Here is a 24265-nt window from a genome sequence, read left to right as displayed (position 1 = left end):
TAAATGCAATAACCTTGTTATTCGTGCTATAATTACGTTTGTTAAAGAAAGTAAGGGCTAATTATAATTAGGATAGTTGAGGTATAGACAATTGGGAAATAAGAGTAGAACAAAAAAAGAGTTTTTTACACGATTGACATTTTTCATGCTCGGATTACTAATTCTTTCTTTGGGCATTACTTTAACAATTAAAGCAAAAGATTTAGGTATAAGTCCTTGGGATGTATTTCACTATGGGTTGTATCTTCAATTTGGACTTACTGTAGGAACCTGGTCAATAATTGCAGGTTTTTCAATTGTCTTCATTACAGCTTGTATAACAAAATCATTTCCTAAGATGGGTACTTATATCAATATGATTTTAATAGGACTATTTATTGATTTGTTTAATTGGATGATTCCAGATATTCATTTATTGTGGTTGGAAATAGTACTATTGATAGTTGGAATTGTATTCACTGCTATTGGTGTAGGTTTATATGTAGCTCCTGACTTTGGTGCTGGTCCTAGAGATAGTGTTATGATAAACCTAAGTAATCAAACAGGTTGGAAGGTTTCACACGTTCGAAGTGGAATTGAATTAATTGTATTCTTACTAGGTTGGCTATTAGGAGGACCTGTTGGGTTAGGAACAGTTGCTATTGTATTATTCTTAGGAACGGTGGTAGGGTACACTATTCCAATGGCAAAGAAATTAATGGATTTTGTGATAAGGAGAGGTGAAGGGGATGAAAATTTCAACCAAAGGTCGCTACGGATTAACCATAATGATAGAGTTAGCTAAAAATTATGGTAATGGTCCGGTCTCTTTAAAAACAATTGCCAAAGATAATGATTTATCAGAGCATTATTTGGAGCAATTAGTGGCGCCATTACGAAATGCTTCTCTAGTAAAAAGTGTTCGTGGAGCTTATGGCGGATATATTTTAGCTAAAGCTGCAAGTGAGATAACGGCTGGAGATATTATTAGAGTTCTTGAGGGCCCAATAACTCCAGTTGAGGGTATTGAGGACGAAGAGCCTGCGAAACAAGCGCTGTGGATGAGAGTAAGAGACGCAGTGAAAGATGTATTAGATACGACGACCTTAGAAGATTTGAAAAATCATGGTGATGATGATAGTCAGGAGCCATATATGTTTTACATTTAGTGGAAGGAAGGATAAAGATGAACCCAATTTACTTAGATCACGCAGCTACTACACCGATGCATCCAGAGGTGATCCAAGCAATGGTACCAGTTTTTAATGAAGTATATGGTAATCCTTCCAGCATTCATCATTTCGGTCGTAAAGCACGACAAATAATCGATGAATCAAGACGAGTAATAGCTGCTAGCATACATGCTAGTGAGAAGGAAATTACATTTACTAGTGGTGGAACTGAAGCTGACAATCTAGCTATTATAGGTACAGCATTTGCGAATAAACAGAAGGGAAGCCACATTATAACGACTAAAATGGAACATCATGCGACATTACATGCTGCTGAATATCTAGAGAAAAAGGGATTCAAAGTTACTTATTTGTCTACATTAGAAAATGGACAAGTAGATGTTTCTGAATTAAAAAATGCATTAACAGATGAGACGATACTTGTTTCTATTATGGCAGTCAATAATGAAACGGGTGTTATTCAACCAATTACAGAAATTGGAGAAATGCTTAAAAATCATCAAGCATACTTCCATACCGATGCTGTACAAGCATATGGAATGATGAATTTAAATGTTAATGAACTTGGTGTTGACTTGTTAACTGCATCTTCTCATAAAATAAATGGACCTAAAGGTGTAGGTTTTTTGTTTATAAAAGACGGTGTTCAAATTGAGTCGCTTCAATATGGGGGACAACAGGAAAGAAAACGTCGTCCAGGCACAGAAAATGTGGCTGGAATAAAAGGATTTCAAACTGCTGTTCAGTTAGTTGATAATGAGATGGAACAAAGGTTAAACTTATATAAACAGTATAAAACATCTTTCCTTCAGCTTTTAGAAGACGAAGAAGTGAAATTTACTGTCAATGGTGATAGTAAGAAAACAGTAGATACAATTGTTAACATTAGTTTTCCAGGCGCGAATGTAGAAGCGCTGTTAACCAATTTTGACTTGTCGGGAATAGCTGCATCAAGTGGTAGTGCCTGTACTGCCGGATCAGTTGAGCCATCTCATGTATTATCTGCGATGTATGGTTCAAAAAGCGAGAAAACAGTGAATTCAATTCGTTTTAGTTTTGGACTCGCGAATTCTATAGAAAACGTTGAAGAGGCAGCAAAAAAAGTGGCATCGATAGTGAAACGGTTGACTAGGAATAATTGACCAATCGGGCTAAATAAACTGAACTAGCTAAAAAGGTGGTGAGCAACATGGAAGATAGGAAAGACATACGTGTTGTAGTTGGAATGAGTGGTGGAGTTGACTCATCGGTTACTGCATTACTATTAAAGCAACAAGGGTATGATGTAGTAGGAATTTTCATGAAGAACTGGGATGATACCGATGAGAATGGTGTATGTACGGCAACAGAAGACTTCGACGATGTTGTTCGAGTTTGCAACCAAATAGATATTCCCTATTATGCAGTTAATTTTGAGAAGCAATATTGGGATAAAGTATTTACTTATTTCTTAGATGAGTATAAAGCAGGACGAACACCGAATCCAGATGTGATGTGTAATAAGGAAATTAAGTTTAAGGCATTCTTAGAGCATGCTATTTCGCTTGGAGCAGATTATCTTGCTACTGGACACTATGCTCAGGTTGAAAAAGTAAATGATCAATATCAAATGATTCGTGGTGTAGATGATAATAAGGATCAAACGTATTTTTTGAATCAATTATCTCAAGATGTTTTAGCTAAAGTAATGTTTCCTCTTGGACACTTACCGAAAAAGGAAGTTAGAAAGATTGCGGCTGAACATGATCTTGCTACCGCAAATAAAAAAGATAGTACTGGGATATGTTTTATAGGCGAGAGAAATTTCAAAGAATTCCTTAGCGAGTATTTACCAGCGCAGCCAGGAAAAATGACAACACTAAGTGGAGTTGAACAAGGTCAGCATCAAGGCTTAATGTATTATACAATTGGCCAACGTCAGGGACTAGGCATTGGTGGCCCTGGTGATCCGTGGTTTGTAGTCGGTAAAAACTTAAAAGATAATGTCTTATATGTGGAACAAGGCTTTCACAATGATCTTCTATATTCAGATGGATTAATAGCATCGCAGCTTAACTGGATAAGTGGAGAGTCTCCAACAGAAAAAATTGAATGTACAGCGAAATTCCGTTATCGTCAAAATGATAGTAAAGTTACGGTAGTTCCAATGGGTGATGGTAAAGTACAGGTGGATTTTGCGGAAGCAGAACGTGCGATTACACCTGGTCAAGCTGTCGTATTCTACCAAAATGAAGTTTGTTTAGGTGGGGGAACTATTGACGAGATTATCAAAAACGAGAAATATTTAGACTACGTTGGTTAAAAGATAGCACTTCTCTATAAGTAGGACTTGGGACAGACTAAAGGACATAAAGTTCCGAGTAAGTCTGTCCCGTCTTTCATGAGACTAATAAAAGATATTTAATTCAGTGGGGTGTATGTATGGACAAGATTAATAAAGGTATTGAACTTATGAAACAACAGAATTTCAAGGAAGCAGCAAGGGTATTTACTGAATCGATTGAAGAAAATCCTACCGATAGTTTGGGTTATATAAACTTCGGAAATTTATTAGCGCATATGAATGATTTCGAGAGAGCAGAACGATTTTATCAAAAAGGTATAGAATTAGACCCTAATGTCGCTACTGCATATTATGGGCTTGGCACAGTCTACTTTGAACAATCTAGTTTTCAAAAAGCTCAAGATAACTTTCAACGTGCAATTGATTTAGGATTAGATGAGGGCGATGCTTATTTAATGCTTGGGTTAACTCTTCAGAGTCAAGATCATCAAAAACTTGCACTTCCTTATTTTCAACGCGCAGAAGAGCTTAGTCCAGATGATGAAGGAGTTCTATTTCAATATGGATTATCATTAGCTCAAACGAACCAAGTCGAGTTAGCACATGAGAAATTTACGCGTCTTTTAGAAATTAACCCAGATCATAGTGATGGGCATTATAATATAGGCGTGACTTATCTTTATCAAGAGGATGTAACTAAAGCATTGGAAAGCTTTAGTAAAGCGTTAGATATTCAACCAGACCATATGCTAGCAGCAAATGGAAAAGAAAAAATAGAGGAAATGTTAAACGAACAAAAAAACACTGACGAATAATTTTTTTGCGTCGATAATTCACAAAAACAATAAGTATAGGCATGAAGATATAGCTAGAGCAAAGCCTCAAAAAGGTGCTTGCTGGGTATCTAGTAAAGTACTTAACAACCCTAAAAGGAGATTTAGCGGCAATGGAAAATAACAGTAGTACTACAATGGAAAGCTATATTCAAGGTGAACTCATGCATACGATCTTTGAAAATGCCGATGAGCATTTTTCCATTGCCAAAATTATTATTTCTGAAACAAATGAATCTCTGGACGAAAAGGAAGTCGTTATCAAGGGATATTTCTCACAACTAGAGCCTGGTGAAACATATTTGTTCCATGGTTATTTCCAACAGCATAAGAAGTTTGGTAAGCAATATCAAGTTGAACATTATAAGAGATATTTACCGACAACGAAGGACGGGATAGTCGCATATCTATCTAGTGATTTATTTTTTGGAATTGGGAAGAGAACGGCTGAAAAAATTGTCGGTAAGTTAGGGGAAAGTGCTGTTAATAAAATTCTCAATGATCCAGGTGTATTGAACGAAGTCCCAGGCTTATCTAAAGAAAAAGCTAATCGGTTATCTAAAGAAATTCAAGAACATCAGGGATTTGAACACATCGTCGTAAATTTATCCTCCTACGGATTCGGACTGAAAATGGCACAAAAAGTTTATCAAGTGTATAAAGAAAACGCCATTGAAGTTCTACAAACAAATCCGTATCAATATGTTTTCGATATAGATGGTTTTGGTTTTCAAAGGGCAGACGAGGTTGCCAAACTCAATAATATACCACTCAATCACCCGAGCCGAATTCAAGCTGCATGTATATATACTCTTCATAGAAGTGTTCAAGATGGACATGTTTACAAACCATTAAGTGAGCATTTACAAACAATTGATACTCTATTAAACGGACAAGCTTCGAATATATCTTCTAAGGATATTTCCCGAGAAATAATTGAATTGCATGAACAAAAAAAAGTGATTATTGAAGAAGAAAATGTATATTTGCCACATTTATATTACGCTGAGAGTGGTTTCTGTTCGCAACTGAGGAGAATCTATCAGCAAGAAGTAGAGGAGCATGTGGCACCAGCAGAGCTAATGAAAATAGTAGGTGAGATTGAGGATGAGGAATCATTAAGTTATGGGACTGAACAATTTGAGGCAATTGAACAGGCACTCTCGTCAAAACTGATGATTTTAACCGGTGGCCCTGGTACAGGGAAGACAACAGTTATAAAAGGTATTATAAGAGCATATGCCCAGATTCATGGACTATCACTCGATCCTGAAGATTATGACGATAAGACTTCTTATCCATTTATATTAACGGCACCAACCGGTAGAGCTGCAAAAAGAATAAATGAATCGACAGGCTTACCCGCTTTGACTATTCATAGGTTACTAGGTTGGAATGGTCATGAGAAGTTTGAAAAGGATGATGAAAATCCTCTCTCTGGTAAGTTGTTAGTTGTCGATGAGTTTTCTATGGTAGATATTTGGCTAGCAAATCAATTGTTTAAAGCTATTCCTGACGATATGCAAGTATTAATTGTTGGTGATGAAGACCAACTTCCATCTGTTGGACCTGGACAAGTACTAGCAGATTTATTAGCAAGTGGTGTTATTACATCAGTAAATCTACAAGAGGTTTATCGACAAAAAGAAGGTTCTAAAATCATCCAACTCGCACATCAAATTAAAAACAATCAATGCTCGATTGATTCACTCGAAAAAGAAACTGATTTTAATTTTATTCCCTGCAAAGAACAACAAGTTGTTGATGTAGTTATCCAAATTGTGAAAAAGGCTTATGATAAAGGTGTCGACCTTAGAGATATACAAGTGCTAGCTCCGATGTACAGAACACAATCGGGAATTCACAGGATAAATGCAGAAATTCAAAAGTTGGTTAATCCAAAAAGTGATCAACGAAGAGAAATGCAAACAAAAGACACTACATTCCGGACTGGAGATAAGGTTATTCAACTAGTAAACCAGCCTGAAGATGGGGTTTTTAACGGTGATATTGGTGAAATAACAGCTATAATGGAAGAAGATGAAGGTAGTGAACAAGCTGAGCAAGTAGTAGTTCTTTTTGATGAAAAAGAGGTGAACTACGAGCGAAAAGATTTAAACAATTTAATGCATGCGTATTGTATATCTATCCATAAATCACAAGGTAGTGAATTTCCAATTGTAGTACTACCAGTTGTCTCTGGTTATCGAAGAATGTTGAGGAAGAATCTGCTGTATACAGCTATAACAAGAGGTAAGAAATCTTTAGTTATATGTGGAGATAAACGAGCATTTTTATTTGGTGTAAAAGAAGAAGATACGAATAAACGATATACTTCATTGTCTGAAAGAATTTCTCTAATAGCAAGTGAACCAATAGTTGAAGAAAAAGAGGAGGAGCAACTTACTCCTTATGACTTTTTGGAGTAATTAAAGCTACTAGTGAAAATTAACTGTTTTTTAAAATTGTATAAAAATATCTGTCTTGGGCATACTTGCTAGTAAACTTTATGAAACGTATGAAACGTCAAGGAGTGACTAGAAGTATGCACTGCCCTAATTGCAAGGGAAAGGATATTGGGAAAATAGGAAGTCAGCAATATTATTGTTGGAATTGTTTTATTGAACTTTCTGTTCTTGATGGTGTATTAGATTTACATCAAGTAGAACCAGATGGCTCTTTAAGTTCATTAAATGACCTATTCTCCGAAGATGAAAGAAAATCTCAATGGTAAACTCCGTAATTTTAATTATAGGAGAATATTTGTTAACCATACATCAATAAAATGGTAACTTCGAGGAAAAGAATTGTTTTTAATACACTAAAAGTAGATTCATCGTAAATGAGTAATGAAAAAACCTTTATCAGCGACCCTTGCTGTTAAAGGTTTTTTCATTTTTAAACGATATCTAATGTTTAGACAGCTTGTTGTCAACGAATACTAATTTTAAAAACCAGTTGTAAGGAGCATTTCACTATGTTTAACCAAAATAAGTCAATACAATTCTTATATTGGATTTTAATTGGTATTCTAGGATTTCTTTTTATCTATCTACTAACGATTTTATTTCCTTTTTACCGTAGTTTTTTCTCGGTTTTATTTAGAATTCTTACTCCGTTTTTGATTGCAGGTTTAATTGCGTTTTTGCTACATCCAGTGATAGAGAAATTACATGAATACAAATTCCCAAGATGGTTAGCAATCATTTCTATCTATTTTTTATTTTTTGGAGTCATTGGCTACATCATATATAAAGCATACCCTGCTTTTATTGATCAACTAAAGGACTTGAATGAAAACCTGCCAGATTTTATCGATTCCTATCGTAAGACAATTTACGGTATCTATGAAAAAACATCTTTTTTACCGGAAACTGTCCATGATAAGATGGATGAATTTCTCCACGAAATGGAGGGATTTATAAGTAACCTTTTAACAGGTATAGTTAAACAATTAACGAAAATTATGGATGTTGTCATCATTTTAGCAGTGATTCCGGTTTTAGTATTCTATATGCTGAAAGACTTTCACTTAATTAAAAGAACATTATGGAAGCTAACACCCAAAAAGTATAGGAATGAAGGTAAAGAGTTATTTATTGAAATAGATAAAAGCTTAGGTAATTATATTAGGGGTCAGTTACTTGTGTGCTTTTTTGTAAGTTTAACAACTTATGGTATTCTTTTATTTATTGATATGAAGTATCCGTTATTATTAGCGATTGTTATGGGAATAACTAATATTATTCCCTACTTTGGACCAATTCTAGGAGCAATACCAACGATTGTCATTGCATTTACAATTTCGATGAAAATGGTTTTGTTAGTCATTATTACTGTCTTTATTGTTCAAATTATTGAAGGCAATCTACTATCCCCTTTTATTGTAGGAAAAAGTATTAATATTCATCCAATCCTGATTATTTTTGCACTCTTAGTAGGCGGTGAACTAGGGGGAGTGATTGGGATGATTATAGCCGTTCCGTTGTTATCGATTGTTAAGGTAGTATTGGTTCATACCAAATCTTTTAAGTCTAGTAATTGACAGAAGTGAAAATGTTCTCTATAATACCCGATAGCATAGTATAATACATGTAAAACGATGAAGATCACGAGTACACGACAGACCATCTTAAGAGAAGAATTTCCTAGGCTGAAAGAAATTCTAGATGAAGGGTCATGGAAGCTAGTTCTGAGTGTGGTTAACTCCACCGGTTCGCACCGTTATTGCGATCAAGGTGATGAACAAGAAAGTGTGTTCATAATCAGGGTGGTACCGCGAATAACTCTCGTCCCTGCTTTTTAGCAGGCACGGGAGTTTTTTGTATTAGAAATTACCTTAGTTAATGATTAGTTGAAGTGAGTACAGAATTATAAAATGGAGGTTACAATCATGAAAACATTATCTTCAGCACAAGTTCGACAAATGTATCTGGACTTTTTCAAGGAAAAAGGTCACAGGATAGAACCAAGTGCGTCACTTGTTCCGCATGAAGACCCAACACTGCTTTGGATAAACAGTGGGGTTGCTACAGTTAAAAAATATTTTGATGGTAGAGTAATTCCAGACAACCCAAGGCTAGTAAATGCGCAGAAGTCAATCCGTACAAATGACATAGAAAACGTAGGATACACAGCGAGACATCATACATTTTTCGAAATGCTTGGAAACTTCTCGATTGGTGATTACTTTAAAGAAGAAGCAATCTTATGGGCTTGGGAATTTCTAACAAGTGATAAGTGGATTGGTTTTGATAAGGATAAACTATCTGTAACAGTACATCCAGAAGATGATGAGGCTTTTTATTTGTGGAAAGACAAGATCAAATTGCCAGAGGAAAGAATTATTCGTTTAGAGGAGAACTTCTGGGATATTGGTGAAGGACCGAGTGGACCAAATACGGAAATTTTCTATGATCGTGGAGAAAAGTATGGCAATGACCCAAATGATTCAGAGTTATATCCTGGTGGAGAAAACGAACGTTACTTAGAAATCTGGAATGTGGTGTTCTCTCAATTTAATCACAACCCTGATGACACCTATACGCCGCTACCTAAGAAAAACATAGATACTGGCTTGGGGTTAGAAAGAATGGTATGTGTAATCCAAGATACACCAACTAATTTTGAGACAGATTTGTTTCTACCGCTCATTAACAGCTTAGAGCAGATATCAACAGTAGGATATGGGGAAAAGAAAGAATTGGATGTAGCATTTAAAGTAATTGCAGATCATATTCGTACGGTTACTTTCGCAATAGGTGATGGTGCGGTCCCATCTAACGAAGGCAGGGGCTATGTATTAAGAAGATTACTTAGAAGAGCAGTTCGTTATGCTAAATTGATAGGAATTGAAAAACCTTTCATGTTCCAACTTGTTCCAGTCGTTGGAGAAATAATGGAAGACTTTTATCCTGAAGTTAAAGATAAACAAGCGTTTATCCAAAACGTTATTAAAACAGAAGAAGATAGGTTTCATGAAACACTTAGTGAAGGGTTAACTATTCTCTCAGAAATAATGGAAGAAGAAAAAAAGAATGGTAGTAACGTCTTTCCAGGTACGGAAGTTTTCAGATTATATGATACGTACGGATTTCCAAAGGAATTAACAGAGGAATACGTTCAAGAAGCTGGCTTTACAATAGACGAAGAAGGCTACAAAATTGAGATGAACAAACAACGAAATCGAGCTCGTCAAGCGCGTCAAAAAACTGATTCGATGCAAATACAAGAGGGAGTTCTTAGTGAAGTAGATGTAAGGAGTGAATTTATAGGTTATAATACTGTCGAATCTAATACAGTAATAACTGAAATGATTAAAGATAAATCATTTGCTGACTCCGCAAATAAACAAGATGAGTTATATGTTATCCTTGAAGAGACACCTTTTTATGCAGAGAGTGGAGGACAAGTTGCTGACAAAGGTTGGATATATACAAAAGATGCGACCGCTTATGTAGAAGATGTCAGGAAAGCACCTAAAGGGCAAAACTTACATCGTGTAATCGTTAAAGAAGGTACATTACATAAGGGTGAAAAAGTGAGAGCAGTAGTGAACGATAAGTCACGCTCATTGATTATCAAAAATCACACGGCAACACACTTGCTTCATCAAGCTTTAAAAGATGTACTCGGGGAACATGTAAATCAAGCTGGTTCATTTGTAGGTCCTGATCGATTGCGTTTTGACTTCTCGCATTTTGGAGGTATTAGTAGTGAGGAGTTAAATGAAATAGAAACAATAGTTAACGAGAAGATTTGGGAATCTATTCAAGTAGATATTAATTATCATAATATCGAAGAAGCAAAAGAAATGGGTGCAATGGCATTATTTGGCGAAAAATACGGTGATGTCGTTCGAGTTGTAAAAGCAGGTGATTATAGTATTGAACTTTGTGGTGGCTGCCATGTTCAAAATACAGCTGAAATTGGTTTATTTAAGATTGTTTCTGAATCAGGAATTGGAGCTGGAACGAGAAGAATCGAAGCAACCACTGGAAAAGGCGCATATAATTTTATGACTGGCAAACAAGTAGTATTACAACAAGCTGCTACACTCCTTAAATCCAATGAAGAAAAAGTGCCGTCACGAGTTGAATCTTTATTTCAAGATTTAAAAGATTTACAACGAGAAAGGGATTCTTTAAGTGCTAAGATTTCCAATTTAGAAGCTTCATCAATTCTTGATCATGTTCAAACAATAGATGATGTCAAACTGCTTTCTCAACAAGTAGATGTTCAGGATATGAACCAACTTAGGAATATGGTTGATGAGTTAAAGCAAAAGCTAGGATCAGGTATAATTTTGCTTGGCTCAGTAAACAATGGCAAAGTACAACTTGCGGCTGGTGTATCTAAAGATCTTATTGATAAAGGCTATCATGCTGGTAATTTAATCAAAGAAACCGCTAAGATTTGTGGTGGCGGCGGTGGTGGACGACCTGACATGGCTCAAGCTGGTGGTAAACTACCAGAGCAATTAGCTAGTGCTTTAAACTACGCAGAAAGCTATGTAAAGTCAAATTCATAGTTTGCCATTTCATTCCAAAAAACTATATATTATAATAGATGTATTAGATTAATAAAATGGAACGATACGGTAAATTAAAAGTGGGGTGTTTCTATGGGATCAATGGATAAGACGATGAAATTCAATTTTTCGGAAGAACCCTTTGATGAAAATGTCAAAGAAATATTGTTGACAGTTCATGAAGCATTAAGGGAAAAAGGATACAATCCAATTAATCAAATAGTAGGCTACTTGTTATCAGGTGATCCTGCTTATATTCCTAGACATAAAGATGCAAGGAATTTAATGCGGAGAATTGAGCGGGATGAGCTAATAGAAGAATTGGTAAAATTTTATCTCGATCAGAATAAAGAGGCATAAGAATGAAGAAGATAGGATTAGACGTAGGGCAAAAGACCATTGGTGTTGCCATAAGTGATGCCTTTGGTTGGACTGCGCAAGGTTTGACAACCATACTTTGGAATGAAAATGATTATCAAACTGCCGAAAAAGAATTAGAATCCATTATAAAAGAGCATGAAATTGGAGAAGCTGTGGTTGGTTTACCAAAAAATATGAATGGAACGATTGGTGAACGTGCAGAGGCATCTCAGCGATTCGCAAAATACTTTGAAAGAAAGTTCGGATTACCAACTGTCCTTTGGGATGAACGACTAACTACAATGGCTGCAGAAAGAGTGTTAATAGAAGCGGATGTTAGTAGAAAAAAAAGAAAAAAAGTCATTGATAAGATGGCAGCTGTAATGATTTTGCAAGGCTATTTAGATTCTAAGCAATAAAATGGAGGTTTTTAGGATGTCATTAGAAGAAAAAGAAAGAATCATCATACCAGACGAAAATGGTGAAGAACATCTGTTTGAGGTACTGTTTAATTTTGACGTTGATCAAACAGGTAACTCTTACATTGCAGTAGTGCCGGTGGATCAAAAAGATGATGAAGAAGTTGAAGTTTTCGCTTTTCGTTATGAAGATCAAAATAATGAGGACGATTTATCCCTATTTCAAATTGAATCCGAGGAAGAATGGGAAATGGTTGAAGAAATGCTTAATACTTTAACAGATGAAGAAACAAATTAAATCATTCAAAAACCAACCCTTCCCTTAGTCTGTGAAGGGTTGGTTTTTGCATGATATTTGTTTTTAACACCTAATTAATTAGTTAGCGTGGCAATAATTATCCTAAACCTGTTACTTGTTAAAAGATGTTCACAATACAACCAAATAGCTCTCCCTTGTGTAAATGAATGAATTAACCTATTACTTATTTATTTAAATAATAATAGAAATTTATTATATTATTAGAAATTATGATGTTTTTTGTAGTATAATATATCGGATGAAAGGGGGAGACTCTATGACACCGTCGAATAAAAACAATAACAAAAATAAAAATAAGCAAGTAGCCAAACAGGAAAATAAGAGTAAAAAAGATCAACTTTACCAACGGAGTAACGAAGCTAAGATAACAAGAAGAATTGTAGCCATAGTGTTAATTGTTATAACAATAATAATAGCTGTAGGAGCAAATTATGGTTATTCATATATTAAGTCTGCATTGGAGCCTGTAAATCCTGAGGATGACTCTACTATAGATGTTGAGATACCAATGGGATCGTCCTCATCACAAATTGCATCAATTCTAGAAGAAAATGGAATTATTAGTAACAGTATAGTATATCGTCTTTATATTAAATTTAAAAATGCTTCTGATTTTCAGGCTGGTGAATATCAACTATCTCCTGCTATGACATTAAATGAGATTACTGATACTCTTCAAACTGGTAGAGTCTTAGAAGAACCGGTTTTAACAGTGACAATTCCAGAAGGTAAAACGATTGAGCAAATAGCTGAAATATATGCGGAGAGAGCTAATGTTGATAAAGATGAATTCTTAAAGACTGTGGAAGACCCTGAGTACATTGAGCAACTTATAGATACATACCCAACTATTCTGTCAGAAGAGATTCTTGATAAAGACATAAAAACACCTTTAGAAGGGTATCTGTTTGCTGCAACTTATCAGTTTTTTGAAGAAAACCCTAGTACTGAAACGATTGTTAATTCTATGCTGCAAAAAACGAAAGATGTAGTTTCAGAACATCTTGATTTAATGGACCCAGACTGGACTGTACATGAGGTGCTAACACTGACATCTTTAGTCGAAAATGAGGCAAGATCTACGGAACATCGAAAAAAAATTGCTGGAGTCTTTTACAACCGTTTGGATGCAGATATGATGTTACAAACAGATCCAACCGTAGCATATGCACGAGGTGAACATTTGGACAGAACGCTGTATGAGCATTTGGAAATTGATTCTCCATATAATACTTATCAAGTTGTTGGATTACCTATTGGACCAATTTCCAATTTCGCAGAAAACTCATTACTTGCTGTATTGGAACCTAAAGAAAGTGATTTTATTTACTTTGTAGCTGCTGATGGAGAAGTTTACTATTCTAAAACTCTTGATGAGCATAATCAAAAAGTAAACGAATATTTAGACAGAGATTAATTTAACCTTCCAGGGGTTGCAGGGGTCTGTCCTGTCCCTGCTTTTTTACGGTTAGAAAATCACTCTAACCTATAATTAGAGCATATTATGGATATAATGAAGGTAAGAATTTGTCCGAAGGGAGTAGGAAGATTGGACAAACGACTAGAGCAATATTTAATAGACACAATTGATACAAAACCTGAATGGGTCAATGAATTAGAAGAATACGCTCTTAAAAATAATGTACCGATTATGGAACCACTAGGTATAGATTTTCTGATGCAGTTAATTCGTTTGAAAAAACCAAATAAAATTCTAGAAATAGGTACTGCTATTGGTTACTCTGCACTTCGTATGGTAGAGGCATTTCCAGAAACTTCTATTGTAACAATTGAAAGGGATAAAAATCGTTACGAAGAAGCCCTATCAAATATAAAAAAAATAGATAAGAAAAACAAAATAACTGTTATATTTGGTGATGCATTAGAAGAGACTAATCGGATTAAGGAACAAGCTCCTTATGATTTATTGTTTATTGATGCGGCAAAAGGGCAATATCAACGTTTTTTCGAATTATATAGTAAATATTTAACTGAAGACGCAGTAATTATTTCAGATAACGTTCTATTTAAAGGATTGGTTACTGATAGTTCTATTGAAAATGAGCGGTCAAACAGCATAGCGAAAAAAGTTTATAAATACAACGAGTGGTTAATTAACCATCCATCGTACACGACATCAATCATTCCTATCGGAGATGGTGTCGCCATTAGCGTGAAAAGATGAAGCGAGAAATGAAGGAGAGCTAAAAGAATGATGTCACAGAAAAAACCAATAGTTATAGGAGTAGCTGGAGGTAGTGGATCCGGAAAGACTTCGGTAACTAGATCTATTTGTCAACGCTTTGCTGATAAAACTATTCTTGTAATTGAACAGGATTACTATTATAAAGACCAGTCACACTTGCCTTTTCAGGAACGTTTACATACGAATTATGATCATCCGCTTGCTTTTGATAATGATTTGTTAATACAACATGTAAATGAGTTATTAAATAATAATTCTATTGAAAAACCCGTTTATGACTATAAAGTGCATACCAGGTCTGAACAGGTAATTGAAGTTGAACCAAAAGAGGTCATTATTTTAGAGGGTATTTTAATATTAGAGGATCCGAGACTTTTGGATTTGATGGATATCAAGGTATTTGTTGATACAGATTCTGATTTGAGAATCATTAGACGGATGCTAAGGGATATCAAAGAGAGAGGACGTACGATTGATTCTGTTATAGATCAATACACTAATGAGGTACGACCAATGCATCTACAATTTGTTGAACCCACAAAGAGGTATGCAGATATAATCATTCCAGAAGGTGGGCAAAATCATGTAGCGATTGATTTAATGGCTACCAAAATAAAGACTATATTGGATAATAAGATTTAATGGAAATATTTAGAAAAGTGTTGAAAATCTTTTGAAAATCAGCCATAATATTTGTTAGTAGTTTTTAATTCCAATATATACGGTAAATATGTTATCATTTGGAATATCAATAAATTTTAAGCTAGCTATTAAAGGTATTATTGGACTAAATATCGGTATTAGAAATTGTTGGGATCAAAGGAGTGTTTGAAATGGCTGTAGAAAAAAGCTACTACATGACCCAAGAGGGAAAAGAGAAAATCGAAAATGAATTGAATTACTTAAAGACGGAAAAACGCCAAGAAGTTGTTGAAAGAATTAAAATTGCTCGCGACTTTGGTGACTTATCCGAGAACTCTGAGTATGATGCAGCAAAAGACGAACAAGCTTTCGTTGAATCAAGAATCGCTCAAGTGGAAAATATGTTGCGTAACGCAGTTATAATCGAAAATGATAACCAAAATCCTAATGTAGTTTCATTAGGCAAAACAGTAACCTTCAAAGAATTACCTAATGGTGATGAGGAAACTTATACAATTGTAGGTAGTGCAGAAGCTGATCCATTTGAGGGGAAAATATCTAATGATTCGCCAATTGCTAAAAGCCTTTTGGGTAAAGAGATTGGTGAAGAAGTAACCGTATATACACCAGACGGAGATATGAGTGTTAAAATTATAAAAGTAAGCTAAGTTAAAGAAGGTGTTTCATGGATTCTCATGGAACATCTTTTTTATTTAGTTTAAGTAACTTTCTCTTAGTCGATAATGAAAACTAAGAGAGGGGTGAAATAATGAAAAAGTCACGAGTATATATTTGTGCTCTTACTATAACTTTATTCATTTGTTTTGTTATTTATAAACTAGCTGATATACAGTTACTATCAACAGAAAGCTATGGACCAGAACAAGTTAATTTATTGGAGGAAAGTGTAAAGCAACGTTCTAGTGAAATTTCTTTATCGAACGGCAGGGGTGTTTTTTTAGATAGAGCTAATAAGCGGTTGAATAACGAATCGAAAAAGGACATTGTTTTGTTTCCTTTTGTACATTCACTTGATTTACCAGAGTCATTACGAGCAAAATTAGATATATTAATCCCTGATTGGAGAACACATATCGAACGAGAGAAAAAACCGGTTTATTTATCCGATATAATAAGTACGGACGTTAGTACATCCTTATATGAAGAAGCGAAACAAGCAAATATTACTGGAATTGTTGCAGTGGAACGAACTATTTTTTTAGATCCCTTGATTGCTAGTCATACATTGGGTATTGTGCGTGAAAATAGTGAAGAGTATAAATCTAGATACGAAGCATCGGGTAATGGTGCTGACTCTACACCTATTGGTATTTCAGGACTAGAAAAGACATTTGATTCATTCTTAGTATCAACCAGTGATGAAACGTTAAAATACCATGTAGATGCTAGAGGTAATCCACTCTTAGGGTTGAATTTAAGATATCAAGGCACAGGTGATTACTTTTATCCAGTAAAGGTTCAAACAACGATTGATTCAGACATCCAGTATATGACTGAACAAGTAATTGACCAGCATCAAATAACTAAGGGTGGATTAGTACTTTTAGACATTGAGACTAGAGATGTTTTAGCAATGGTATCAAGGCCAAAAATTGACGAAAGTAATCCATATAGTGATAATACACTACAGAACCAAATGCTCACAGCTGAATTTCCAGGATCCATATTTAAAACAGTGGTAGCAGCAGCTGCGATAGAACAAAGTCCATTAAGTCTAGAGAGAACATATGATTGTGATAATAACCTGTATGGTGATGATACAGCAGCCCGAACACTCGGTATCTTGAATTTTCAGGAGAGTTTTGCTTTGAGTTGTAATTTTGCATTTGGTGAAATTGCCAAAGTGTTAATGCACGCGGATAAGGAGATTCTAGAAAAATACGCTGATAAAATGGGCCTGTTAGAGCCAGTCGGTTGGAGTGGGGATCTGTATCACTTTGAGCAATTTAGCCAATTTCCTGAGGAAGAACAAGGGACGATTTGGGGAAATAATGAAGATAAATTTGTCGAACGAGCAATTTTACAGACAGCAATTGGTCAAAAAGAAGTCAAGATTACTCCGCTAGCAATAGCGAACATGATGGCGACTATTGCAAATAATGGTGTAAAAGGACAAGTACGTATCGCAAAAAAAATTCTATATAATAACGGGACAACAATGATGGAATTCAAACCTATGATTAAACAGGAAAATTTAATAAATAAGGAAACAGCTCTTCAACTAAAAAGGATGCTAATTGATGTAGTAGAAAATGGCACAGGCCAAAGTTTAAAGGGAGCAAGAGTAGCTGGAAAATCTGGAACGGCTGAGACCGGGAGAAATGGTGAAAATCATTATTGGTTTGCTGGATTTTTCCCAAGTGAAAAACCTAAATATGCTTTAGTTGTCGTAGATCTAGATCAGATAAGTGGCGAATCAAAGAACTACCAGGTTTTTCAAGAAATTGCCACTAATTTAGAAAAAAATAAATAATAAAATTAGTGGCTCTTTGAAGTTTTTAACAAAGTAGTTATATTAGTTAAATTTGGAGATGTGTCCAACATGCTGTATATATGGATAATTAGGAAGAAGAACAGTCTTTATAAATTCTTCTTTACTCGTAGAAATAATAAATTGATACACAGTTAGTTCTTCTATTTCTGAAAATTCAATTTGAACACCATCAAAATAGTAAATGACAAATACATTGTTATTTTTATCATAGCCTACTTTTTCAAACAAGGTTAAATCCCACAAATTACAATCGAAAGTTGTGACGTTCAAATCCTAACACGCTCCTTAAATTATCTCTAATGTTTCTAATTACATATATATGGAAAAAGTCCTGCACATATGCCAAAACTAGAAAAAGTTCGACAAAATAACAATATTCCGATATTAGGCATATTCTAAGGGGAACAAATATTCATTTTAGTAAGTTTCGATTATCTAGCATTGGTTCAATAGAAGGAACATAGTATAATAAAAATAGAAGATAGAGGAGGTACATAGATGTCTGACGAATTTGATAATACAAGAGTTGACCGATTTGAGAAAAAAAGAAAGAATACACTTTGGATATCATGGCTGTTTGTTGCTGGGGGTATCTTAGTTGTTGTATTAATAGCACTGTTTATCTTTGGTGGGAATGATGATGATAACCAAGCAACTGACGTGGATAAGGAAGATAATAGTGAGGATCAACAAGTAGAATCAGAAAGTGACAAGGAAAGTGTGAGTAGTGAGGATGAAACTTTAGAAGAAAAAGAAACTGAGGATGTAAAAGTAGATTCTGAAGAAGAGACTAGTTCAAATCAGAATAATGAGTCTGCTAATGAAGAAGAAACTGAAGAATCTGAACAATTTGAAACAGAGACAGTGTCATCTGATGATGAAAATGTAATCGAAGCTTATACTGGGAACTGGAGTCCGATTGGCACAGAACAAGAGGAGCCTCATGTAACCAAAATTAAAAAGGAAACTCAAGAGTGGGAAGAAATATTGAAAGCATTCAGGCATGCAACAGGATTAGTTGAAGGTGATATGATTACTTGGTGGGTAGATGGAGTAGGTCCTCAATCTGTGATAGGAACTGTTACTAATAAAGCTCAAGAAGAAAATTATCGCGTCTACCTGAGCTGGGTAACTAATCAAGGTTGGCAGCCTACTAAAGTAGAAATATTGAAGGAAAATGACAAAAAGTAATTTAATTATAGCAAGTGAAATGGATAAAAGAAATGATGCGAATAAACCAGGAGGACAATAATCATGACAACAGGAATCATTGGAGCAATGGATGAAGAAGTTCAATTGTTAGAAAATAATATGAAAATCGATGAAAAAGAAGAAATAGCCGGTTGTTTATTTATAGAGGGTAGTTTGTATGGGAAAAGTGTAGTTTTGCTTAAATCGGGAATTGGTAAGGTAAATGCTGCGATGGCAACGACTATTCTCCATGAAAGATACCAACCTACTCAAATTATTAATACCGGATCAGCAGGTGGTTTTGCTGAAGATTTAACAGTAGGAGACCTTGTGATATCAACAAGAGTCACACATCATGATGTTGATGTTACTGCATTCAATTATGCTTATGGACAAGTACCTGGTATGCCTGCAATGTATGAAGCAGATCCTGTTTTAATTGATCAGGCAATGCAATCTACTAAAATATTGGATTCAATAAAAGCTGTAAAAGGAATTATCGCCACAGGAGACTCTTTTATGGAAGATAGGGACCGAGTAAACTTTGTTCGCACGAAGTTCCCTGATATGCTGGCAGCTGAAATGGAAGCCGCGGCAATCGCACAAGTGTGTCACAGATATGAAACCCCTTTTGTTATCATAAGAGCACTCTCAGATATTGCTGGGAAAGAATCGTCTATTTCTTTTGACTCATTTCTCACGCAAGCAGCTACAAATTCGGCAAATCTAATTATGAATCTAATTAAAAACCAACCTTCTGATTAATTGTTTTTACCATCATTTACATCTCTTCATTCCCCAATTGTTGTGTTATTATGCAACTAGGGGAGGAGAAATATTATGGATTTAGAAACAATGAAAATAAAAAATAAAATAGAGGATTATAGTCGTTTTTTAGTTACTCTATTAATTCTAAGTATATACTTTTATTTAGGTATGATTATAAATGTTTTTCTTTCTCCAACAGGAAAAGAAAGCATTCTAATCGGTTTGCTACTTGTTAGTTTATCAATCTCAGGCTGGTTTGCACTGTTACTACGAAAATGGCAAATACAGTTAAATGAACAGTTAGAACACTAGTAACCTCTGATTCGCAGTGAATCAGAGGTCTTATTTTTTAATGATAATTATTATTATAAATAATTATAATAATAGTAACCGCCACCTAGAATTAGAAGCAATACAATACCTACAATTAAAAGACCGAATCCAATCCCGGTGCCACCGGTTCCGTAACCAGCACCTCCAGGGCCATACCCATAACCATAGCCAGGTCCGTATTCATAACCATACCCATAACCAGGTCCGTGCTCATATCCGTAATCCGCACCATAATTGTCATAAGGTGAATAAGGATAATACTGTGGTTCATACCCCCTATATGGCATTAACTCACCGCCTTTAGGTTTTGTTAACAATATATGCGTGAGAAATGGACTTTGTATAGGTGAATGCCATGGAAACTTAAATTAACGCTTTTCTTTTCGGTAATATTCATGGAATACTTTCATAAGCGCGCGTTTTTCAATTCGCGAAACATAACTCCTGGAAATATTTAACTTTTTCGCAATTTCTCTTTGTGTCAAATCTTTCTCATTAGTTAATCCATACCTACAGATAATAACCTCTTTTTCCCGTTCATCTAATATGCCTAAATACTCTCTGATTTTAGCCACTTCCATATTTAATTGAATATATTCAATTAAATCTTCGTTTTCTGCTTGTAAAATATCGATAAGGCTAATTTCATTACCCTCTTTGTCTTGCCCAATTGGATCATGGAGTGATACATCTTTCTTTGTTTTTTTTAAAGCTCGTAAATGCATTAAGATTTCATTTTCAATACAACGGGCTGCGTAAGTGGCTAATTTTGTTCCTTTACCACTAGAAAAGCTCTCAATCCCTTTGATTAAACCAATTGTTCCGATAGATATTAAGTCCTCAGTATCTTCCCCCGTATTTTCAAATTTTTTGACAATATGAGCTACTAATCGTAAGTTATGTTCAATTAACATATTTCTTGCATGCTCATCACCATCTTGCATTTTCTCGATGTACTTTGCCTCTTCTTCTGATGATAATGGTTGGGGGAAGGCATGATTTTTTACATAGGATACGAAAAATAATGCCTCTTTAATTAGTAAAGCAAGTGCGCTCAGAATGGTAGACAACCACATGCACCTCCTATATATTGGGCTATTGCCTATAATTCACCTTATGTAGAAAAGTGACTAATTGTGCCTGTCTCCCATGAAAAAAACTATAGACGATTTTATTAAATAAAAAAGCATCTACCCGAAGTGGGTAAATGCTAAGTAAAAGATTAGTACTTATTTAATTTTGCTTTTCTCTTTGGTCTATTGCCTCCTGATAAGCATCTTTGACCTGCGTGTTACTCCAAGGCTTTACACCGATTCGGTGGGCAGCACGTGAAATCATATGTGCAGAAACTGGCGCAGTAAGTAAAACAAAGATAATACCTAAGATTAACTTACCACTTACTAATCCATGTTCAATATATAAAAATATAAATGCTCCTATCATAATACCAGAAACACCAAGCGTTGCTGCTTTTGTTGTGGCATGCAACCTCGTGTAGACATCTGGGAAGCGAAGTAAACCGATTGAACTTGAAAATATAAAAAAGGTGCCTATCAATAAACTTAATACTACTAGAATATCGAACACTATATTAATCAAAGTCTCTGTCAATGATAACACCCTTTTCTAAATATTTAGCAATGGCTATTGTCCCGATAAATAACAAAATCCCGATTAATAGAATTACATCATTTAGGTTTGTGGTAACTAATAATATAGCAGCTAATCCTGCTAATGCCATTAAATTAAGACCAATAGCATCTAAAGCTACAGCTCTGTCGGGATTAGTTGGACCTTTAATAATTCTGTATAGCAGGAAAATAATCGATATGGCGATAACTACAATACAAACTATCGTTGTCAGTTCGATTAGCCGGTGTGTTGTTTCTGCCACAGTATTCATCGTGTAACCTCCATAATTGCTTTTTCAAATGTATCTTTAATAGATCGAATGGATTCCTCTGTGTCGGCTAAATCCATTGCATGAATATAAATAATTGAATTATCATCAGAGATGGCAACCGCAAGTGTTCCTGGTGTTAATGTAATTAGGTTAGCTAACATCGTGATTTCCCAATTGCTTTTTAACTCGGTAGGAAGAGCAAAAATCCCAGGCTCAATCTCTAGTTTGGGTGAATAGACATGTTTGACGATTTCTAAATTAGATAGGATAAGCTCCTTTAAGAACAACAGGACTAATTTTAATACGTTGAATACACGCTTCATGTAAAAAGAGTCAGGTATAAATCGCTGTAATACTAACAGAAGTAGAATACCTATTAAGTATCCCGAGATAAACGCTGAGAACGTATAGCTTTCACTCAAGAACATCCACATCACAGCAATGATAATATTTAGAACAATTTGAAGTGGCATAATTTTACTCCTTCAGAACAGATTCAATATAGATTTCAGGGTTTAATAAGTAAGATGAGATACTTTCAATCATCGGATAGAAAAGCTCTGCACCTACTCCGAGCAATACAGAAAAGAATAATAGGAATACGACGGGTATAGTAAAGCTCTGAGCCGCTTTTTTGTTCACTTGGATGCTATCATCCTTTTCACCCCAGAATCCTCTTACAAATATTCGCATTAGCGATAACAGAATTAATAAGCTAGACAAAAGAGCAATGATTACAATGACTACCTCTCCTGATTCTAGACCACCTTGTAGTAGTAGTAATTTCCCAATGAAACCACTAAACGGTGGAATTCCGGCTAAAACAAATGCCGATAGAAAGAAAAGCCATCCTAGTAACGGATATTGATGGATTAATCCTCTGATTTTTCTTAAGTCCGAGGTTCCAGCTAAGTATGCGATTGCTCCGACTAAAAGAAATAATGCTGCTTTAATAATCATATCATGGATAAGGTAATAGATTGCACCACTAAGGGCTGCCTCATTATAGATACCAATACCCATAATCATAAACCCTACAGCTGGAATAATGTTATACGCTACAACTAGCTTAATGTTGTTGGTTGACAATGCTCCAACTGCTCCAAATATCAACGTGAATCCAGCAATCCATATAAAGAAGTTATGAGTAAAGGCTGGATCATGTACGAAAATTAATGTGAAAACTCTTAGAATTGAGTAAATCCCTACTTTGGTTAGTAATGCACCAAAAAGCGCGGACACAACTGGATTTGGAACAATATAGGGCTTTGGAAGCCAATAATAGAGTGGAAATAGTGCAGCCTTGGTTCCAAATACGAAAAACAACATAATGGCGATTGTTGTTAGAATTCCTTTTTGGTCTACTTCTTGTACTCTTTCTGCTATTTGGGCCATGTTAACTGTACCTACAACAGAATATAAAAAGGCAATGGTAGTAACAAACAGCATCGATGAAAATAGGTTAATTAATACATATTTGATTGACTCGCGTAATTGTACTTTGCCGCCTCCAAGTACGATTAATGCATAAGATGCCATTAATAGCACTTCGAAAAATACGAATAAGTTAAACAAGTCACCTGTTAAGAATGCTCCTGATACACCAGTAATAAGCATAAAGAAAAATGTATAAAAGTAAAATTCTTCTTGTTGTTTACTCAATGATTTTGGTGCATAGAAAACACAAGCGAGAGCGACTATATTAGTTGTAACAACTAGAACAATTGCTAATAAGTCAGCAACTAATACAATACCAAAGGGTGAGTTCCATCCTCCAGATTCAAGGACTATCGAACCATTCTGTTGTACATCGTACATGATGTACAACGAAACAATTAAATTAAGTCCAGTAAAAATTTTCGCTAATATTCTAACTAGGTGTATTTTCTTGTGAATTAATGCTAATAAAATCCCAGAGATTAGTGGTATTACAATTGGCAAAACTGCTAAATTACTCATTTTCGTTACCTCTCAATTGATCCATATTATCTGTATTATTCTCCTTAGATGCCCTATATGCTAGGACTAAGAGTAAACTTGTCACACCAAAACTTATCACGATTGAAGTTAGTATTAATGCCTGTGGAAGAGGATCAGAGTATTCACTAATCCCATATTCCAATATTGGTGGTGCACCTCTTTTTAATTTCCCCATCGTTAAGATGAAGAGGTGAGCACCATGAGATATAAGCGCTGTACCGATAACAATCCTAAGTAACTGTTTCTGTAATAAGTTGTATATTCCAATTGTAAATAAAATACCTGCCAGGATAGACATGATTATTTCCAT

General features: G+C 35.0%; 28 protein-coding genes and 1 other annotated feature. Of the genes, 20 read left to right on the top strand and 8 right to left on the bottom strand.

Features of this window, described 5'->3' with window-relative positions; genetic code table 11:
* Positions 1 to 91: 91 nt before the first annotated feature.
* The 17 genes from LD272_RS12820 to LD272_RS12740 all read left to right on the top strand — a co-directional run bounded on the left by LD272_RS12820 (position 92) and on the right by LD272_RS12740 (position 17759).
* Positions 92 to 784 (top strand): YczE/YyaS/YitT family protein, encoded by a 693-nt coding sequence (locus tag LD272_RS12820; protein ID WP_226036998.1) that lies wholly within the window; start codon positions 92 to 94, stop codon positions 782 to 784.
* Positions 729 to 1148 carry a cysteine metabolism transcriptional regulator CymR gene (cymR, locus tag LD272_RS12815; RefSeq protein WP_226036997.1) on the top strand — a complete coding sequence of 140 codons (420 nt, stop codon included), beginning with the start codon at positions 729 to 731 and terminating at the stop codon, positions 1146 to 1148. Before LD272_RS12820 ends, cymR begins: the two co-directional genes overlap by 56 nt.
* A 17-nt stretch (positions 1149 to 1165) precedes the next feature.
* On the top strand, positions 1166 to 2314 hold the full coding sequence (locus LD272_RS12810) for a cysteine desulfurase family protein (protein WP_226036996.1): 1149 nt from the start codon (positions 1166 to 1168) through the stop codon (positions 2312 to 2314).
* A 47-nt stretch (positions 2315 to 2361) separates the two neighbouring features.
* The gene (gene mnmA / locus LD272_RS12805; protein WP_226036995.1) at positions 2362 to 3474 is read left to right on the top strand and encodes a tRNA 2-thiouridine(34) synthase MnmA; all 1113 of its coding nucleotides are present in this window, start codon (positions 2362 to 2364) and stop codon (positions 3472 to 3474) included.
* Between the two features lie 119 nt (positions 3475 to 3593).
* Complete coding sequence (locus tag LD272_RS12800) at positions 3594 to 4271, top strand: tetratricopeptide repeat protein (RefSeq protein ID WP_226036994.1); 678 nt, start codon at positions 3594 to 3596, stop codon at positions 4269 to 4271.
* Between the two features lie 131 nt (positions 4272 to 4402).
* Positions 4403 to 6718 (top strand): SF1B family DNA helicase RecD2, encoded by a 2316-nt coding sequence (gene recD2, locus LD272_RS12795; protein ID WP_226036993.1) that lies wholly within the window; start codon positions 4403 to 4405, stop codon positions 6716 to 6718.
* A 116-nt stretch (positions 6719 to 6834) separates the two neighbouring features.
* The gene (locus LD272_RS12790) at positions 6835 to 7023 is read left to right on the top strand and encodes a YrzR-like zinc ribbon domain (protein ID WP_226036992.1); all 189 of its coding nucleotides are present in this window, start codon (positions 6835 to 6837) and stop codon (positions 7021 to 7023) included.
* A 243-nt stretch (positions 7024 to 7266) separates the two neighbouring features.
* A complete protein-coding gene (locus LD272_RS12785; RefSeq protein ID WP_226036991.1) occupies positions 7267 to 8334 on the top strand; it encodes an AI-2E family transporter in 1068 nt (355 codons plus the stop codon).
* 48 nt (positions 8335 to 8382) lie between these two features.
* Positions 8383 to 8589: a binding site (T-box leader), on the top strand.
* 93 nt (positions 8590 to 8682) lie between these two features.
* Positions 8683 to 11319: an alanine--tRNA ligase gene (gene alaS, locus LD272_RS12780; protein WP_226036990.1), complete on the top strand. Its 2637-nt coding sequence runs from the start codon at positions 8683 to 8685 to the stop codon at positions 11317 to 11319.
* A 93-nt stretch (positions 11320 to 11412) separates the two neighbouring features.
* A complete protein-coding gene (locus LD272_RS12775) occupies positions 11413 to 11679 on the top strand; it encodes an IreB family regulatory phosphoprotein (protein WP_226036989.1) in 267 nt (88 codons plus the stop codon).
* 2 nt (positions 11680 to 11681) lie between these two features.
* On the top strand, positions 11682 to 12098 hold the full coding sequence (ruvX, locus tag LD272_RS12770) for a Holliday junction resolvase RuvX (protein WP_226036988.1): 417 nt from the start codon (positions 11682 to 11684) through the stop codon (positions 12096 to 12098).
* 16 nt (positions 12099 to 12114) lie between these two features.
* Complete coding sequence (locus tag LD272_RS12765; RefSeq protein ID WP_226036987.1) at positions 12115 to 12396, top strand: DUF1292 domain-containing protein; 282 nt, start codon at positions 12115 to 12117, stop codon at positions 12394 to 12396.
* Between the two features lie 277 nt (positions 12397 to 12673).
* Positions 12674 to 13834, top strand: a complete 1161-nt coding sequence (mltG, locus tag LD272_RS12760; protein WP_226036986.1) for an endolytic transglycosylase MltG — start codon at positions 12674 to 12676, stop codon at positions 13832 to 13834.
* Positions 13835 to 13966: 132 nt separating this feature from the next.
* Positions 13967 to 14602, top strand: coding sequence for an O-methyltransferase (locus LD272_RS12755; protein ID WP_226036985.1), 636 nt, complete (start codon positions 13967 to 13969; stop codon positions 14600 to 14602).
* Between the two features lie 30 nt (positions 14603 to 14632).
* On the top strand, positions 14633 to 15265 hold the full coding sequence (gene udk / locus LD272_RS12750; protein WP_226037040.1) for a uridine kinase: 633 nt from the start codon (positions 14633 to 14635) through the stop codon (positions 15263 to 15265).
* Between the two features lie 191 nt (positions 15266 to 15456).
* Positions 15457 to 15933 (top strand): transcription elongation factor GreA, encoded by a 477-nt coding sequence (greA, locus tag LD272_RS12745; protein WP_226036984.1) that lies wholly within the window; start codon positions 15457 to 15459, stop codon positions 15931 to 15933.
* Positions 15934 to 16034: 101 nt separating this feature from the next.
* Positions 16035 to 17759: a peptidoglycan D,D-transpeptidase FtsI family protein gene (locus LD272_RS12740; RefSeq protein WP_226036983.1), complete on the top strand. Its 1725-nt coding sequence runs from the start codon at positions 16035 to 16037 to the stop codon at positions 17757 to 17759.
* 42 nt (positions 17760 to 17801) lie between these two features.
* Here the strand turns inward: LD272_RS12740 and LD272_RS12735 are convergent, their stop codons facing one another.
* The gene (locus tag LD272_RS12735; protein ID WP_226036982.1) at positions 17802 to 18050 is read right to left on the bottom strand and encodes a hypothetical protein; all 249 of its coding nucleotides are present in this window, start codon (positions 18048 to 18050) and stop codon (positions 17802 to 17804) included.
* A gap of 228 nt (positions 18051 to 18278) precedes the next feature.
* Here LD272_RS12735 and LD272_RS12730 point away from each other — a divergent pair, with 228 nt between their 5' ends.
* From LD272_RS12730 to LD272_RS12720, 3 genes are all read left to right on the top strand, one after another.
* Complete coding sequence (locus tag LD272_RS12730; RefSeq protein WP_226036981.1) at positions 18279 to 18971, top strand: YrrS family protein; 693 nt, start codon at positions 18279 to 18281, stop codon at positions 18969 to 18971.
* Positions 18972 to 19034: 63 nt separating this feature from the next.
* Positions 19035 to 19736, top strand: coding sequence for a 5'-methylthioadenosine/S-adenosylhomocysteine nucleosidase (gene mtnN, locus LD272_RS12725; RefSeq protein WP_226036980.1), 702 nt, complete (start codon positions 19035 to 19037; stop codon positions 19734 to 19736).
* 75 nt (positions 19737 to 19811) lie between these two features.
* Complete coding sequence (locus LD272_RS12720; RefSeq protein WP_226036979.1) at positions 19812 to 20051, top strand: YrhC family protein; 240 nt, start codon at positions 19812 to 19814, stop codon at positions 20049 to 20051.
* A 53-nt stretch (positions 20052 to 20104) separates the two neighbouring features.
* On the opposite strand, the gene LD272_RS12715 is transcribed toward LD272_RS12720, so the two are convergent.
* The 7 genes from LD272_RS12715 to LD272_RS12685 form a co-directional block, all read right to left on the bottom strand.
* Positions 20105 to 20359 (bottom strand): hypothetical protein, encoded by a 255-nt coding sequence (locus LD272_RS12715; RefSeq protein WP_226036978.1) that lies wholly within the window; start codon positions 20357 to 20359, stop codon positions 20105 to 20107.
* 81 nt (positions 20360 to 20440) lie between these two features.
* Complete coding sequence (sigK, locus tag LD272_RS12710; protein ID WP_226036977.1) at positions 20441 to 21142, bottom strand: RNA polymerase sporulation sigma factor SigK; 702 nt, start codon at positions 21140 to 21142, stop codon at positions 20441 to 20443.
* Between the two features lie 163 nt (positions 21143 to 21305).
* Entirely contained in the window at positions 21306 to 21683 is a 378-nt protein-coding gene (gene mnhG, locus LD272_RS12705) for a monovalent cation/H(+) antiporter subunit G (protein WP_226036976.1), read from the bottom strand.
* A complete protein-coding gene (locus LD272_RS12700) occupies positions 21664 to 21975 on the bottom strand; it encodes a Na(+)/H(+) antiporter subunit F1 (protein WP_226036975.1) in 312 nt (103 codons plus the stop codon). The genes mnhG and LD272_RS12700 overlap by 20 nt, the downstream gene beginning before the upstream one ends.
* Positions 21972 to 22448, bottom strand: coding sequence for a Na+/H+ antiporter subunit E (locus LD272_RS12695; RefSeq protein WP_226036974.1), 477 nt, complete (start codon positions 22446 to 22448; stop codon positions 21972 to 21974). Before LD272_RS12695 ends, LD272_RS12700 begins: the two co-directional genes overlap by 4 nt.
* Before the next feature lie 4 nt (positions 22449 to 22452).
* Entirely contained in the window at positions 22453 to 23934 is a 1482-nt protein-coding gene (locus LD272_RS12690) for a Na+/H+ antiporter subunit D (RefSeq protein ID WP_226036973.1), read from the bottom strand.
* Positions 23927 to 24265, bottom strand: coding sequence for a Na(+)/H(+) antiporter subunit C (locus tag LD272_RS12685; RefSeq protein ID WP_226036972.1), 339 nt, complete (start codon positions 24263 to 24265; stop codon positions 23927 to 23929). The genes LD272_RS12690 and LD272_RS12685 overlap by 8 nt, the downstream gene beginning before the upstream one ends.

It is taken from the genome of Aquibacillus saliphilus, assembly GCF_020404745.1.
GTDB lineage: Bacteria > Bacillota > Bacilli > Bacillales > Amphibacillaceae > Aquibacillus > Aquibacillus saliphilus.
This window is presented reverse-complemented; position numbering and strand designations above follow the sequence as displayed.

Excerpts from the sequence above, each read along its gene's own strand:
- LD272_RS12775 (WP_226036989.1), top strand. The coding sequence starts at position 11,413 with ATGGGATCAATGGATAAGACGATGAAATTCAATTTTTCGGAAGAACCC.
- LD272_RS12690 (WP_226036973.1), bottom strand. The coding sequence starts at position 23,934 with ATGAGTAATTTAGCAGTTTTGCCAATTGTAATACCACTAATCTCTGGG.
- recD2 (WP_226036993.1), top strand. The coding sequence starts at position 4,403 with ATGGAAAATAACAGTAGTACTACAATGGAAAGCTATATTCAAGGTGAA.
- mtnN (WP_226036980.1), top strand. The coding sequence starts at position 19,035 with ATGACAACAGGAATCATTGGAGCAATGGATGAAGAAGTTCAATTGTTA.
- ruvX (WP_226036988.1), top strand. The coding sequence starts at position 11,682 with ATGAAGAAGATAGGATTAGACGTAGGGCAAAAGACCATTGGTGTTGCC.
- LD272_RS12700 (WP_226036975.1), bottom strand. The coding sequence starts at position 21,975 with ATGAATACTGTGGCAGAAACAACACACCGGCTAATCGAACTGACAACG.
- LD272_RS12810 (WP_226036996.1), top strand. The coding sequence starts at position 1,166 with ATGAACCCAATTTACTTAGATCACGCAGCTACTACACCGATGCATCCA.
- LD272_RS12685 (WP_226036972.1), bottom strand. The coding sequence starts at position 24,265 with ATGGAAATAATCATGTCTATCCTGGCAGGTATTTTATTTACAATTGGA.
- mnmA (WP_226036995.1), top strand. The coding sequence starts at position 2,362 with ATGGAAGATAGGAAAGACATACGTGTTGTAGTTGGAATGAGTGGTGGA.
- udk (WP_226037040.1), top strand. The coding sequence starts at position 14,633 with ATGTCACAGAAAAAACCAATAGTTATAGGAGTAGCTGGAGGTAGTGGA.
- greA (WP_226036984.1), top strand. The coding sequence starts at position 15,457 with ATGGCTGTAGAAAAAAGCTACTACATGACCCAAGAGGGAAAAGAGAAA.
- alaS (WP_226036990.1), top strand. The coding sequence starts at position 8,683 with ATGAAAACATTATCTTCAGCACAAGTTCGACAAATGTATCTGGACTTT.
- LD272_RS12715 (WP_226036978.1), bottom strand. The coding sequence starts at position 20,359 with ATGCCATATAGGGGGTATGAACCACAGTATTATCCTTATTCACCTTAT.
- LD272_RS12790 (WP_226036992.1), top strand. The coding sequence starts at position 6,835 with ATGCACTGCCCTAATTGCAAGGGAAAGGATATTGGGAAAATAGGAAGT.
- LD272_RS12785 (WP_226036991.1), top strand. The coding sequence starts at position 7,267 with ATGTTTAACCAAAATAAGTCAATACAATTCTTATATTGGATTTTAATT.
- LD272_RS12800 (WP_226036994.1), top strand. The coding sequence starts at position 3,594 with ATGGACAAGATTAATAAAGGTATTGAACTTATGAAACAACAGAATTTC.
- LD272_RS12720 (WP_226036979.1), top strand. The coding sequence starts at position 19,812 with ATGGATTTAGAAACAATGAAAATAAAAAATAAAATAGAGGATTATAGT.
- LD272_RS12765 (WP_226036987.1), top strand. The coding sequence starts at position 12,115 with ATGTCATTAGAAGAAAAAGAAAGAATCATCATACCAGACGAAAATGGT.
- cymR (WP_226036997.1), top strand. The coding sequence starts at position 729 with ATGAAAATTTCAACCAAAGGTCGCTACGGATTAACCATAATGATAGAG.
- LD272_RS12695 (WP_226036974.1), bottom strand. The coding sequence starts at position 22,448 with ATGCCACTTCAAATTGTTCTAAATATTATCATTGCTGTGATGTGGATG.
- LD272_RS12730 (WP_226036981.1), top strand. The coding sequence starts at position 18,279 with ATGTCTGACGAATTTGATAATACAAGAGTTGACCGATTTGAGAAAAAA.
- LD272_RS12740 (WP_226036983.1), top strand. The coding sequence starts at position 16,035 with ATGAAAAAGTCACGAGTATATATTTGTGCTCTTACTATAACTTTATTC.
- mltG (WP_226036986.1), top strand. The coding sequence starts at position 12,674 with ATGACACCGTCGAATAAAAACAATAACAAAAATAAAAATAAGCAAGTA.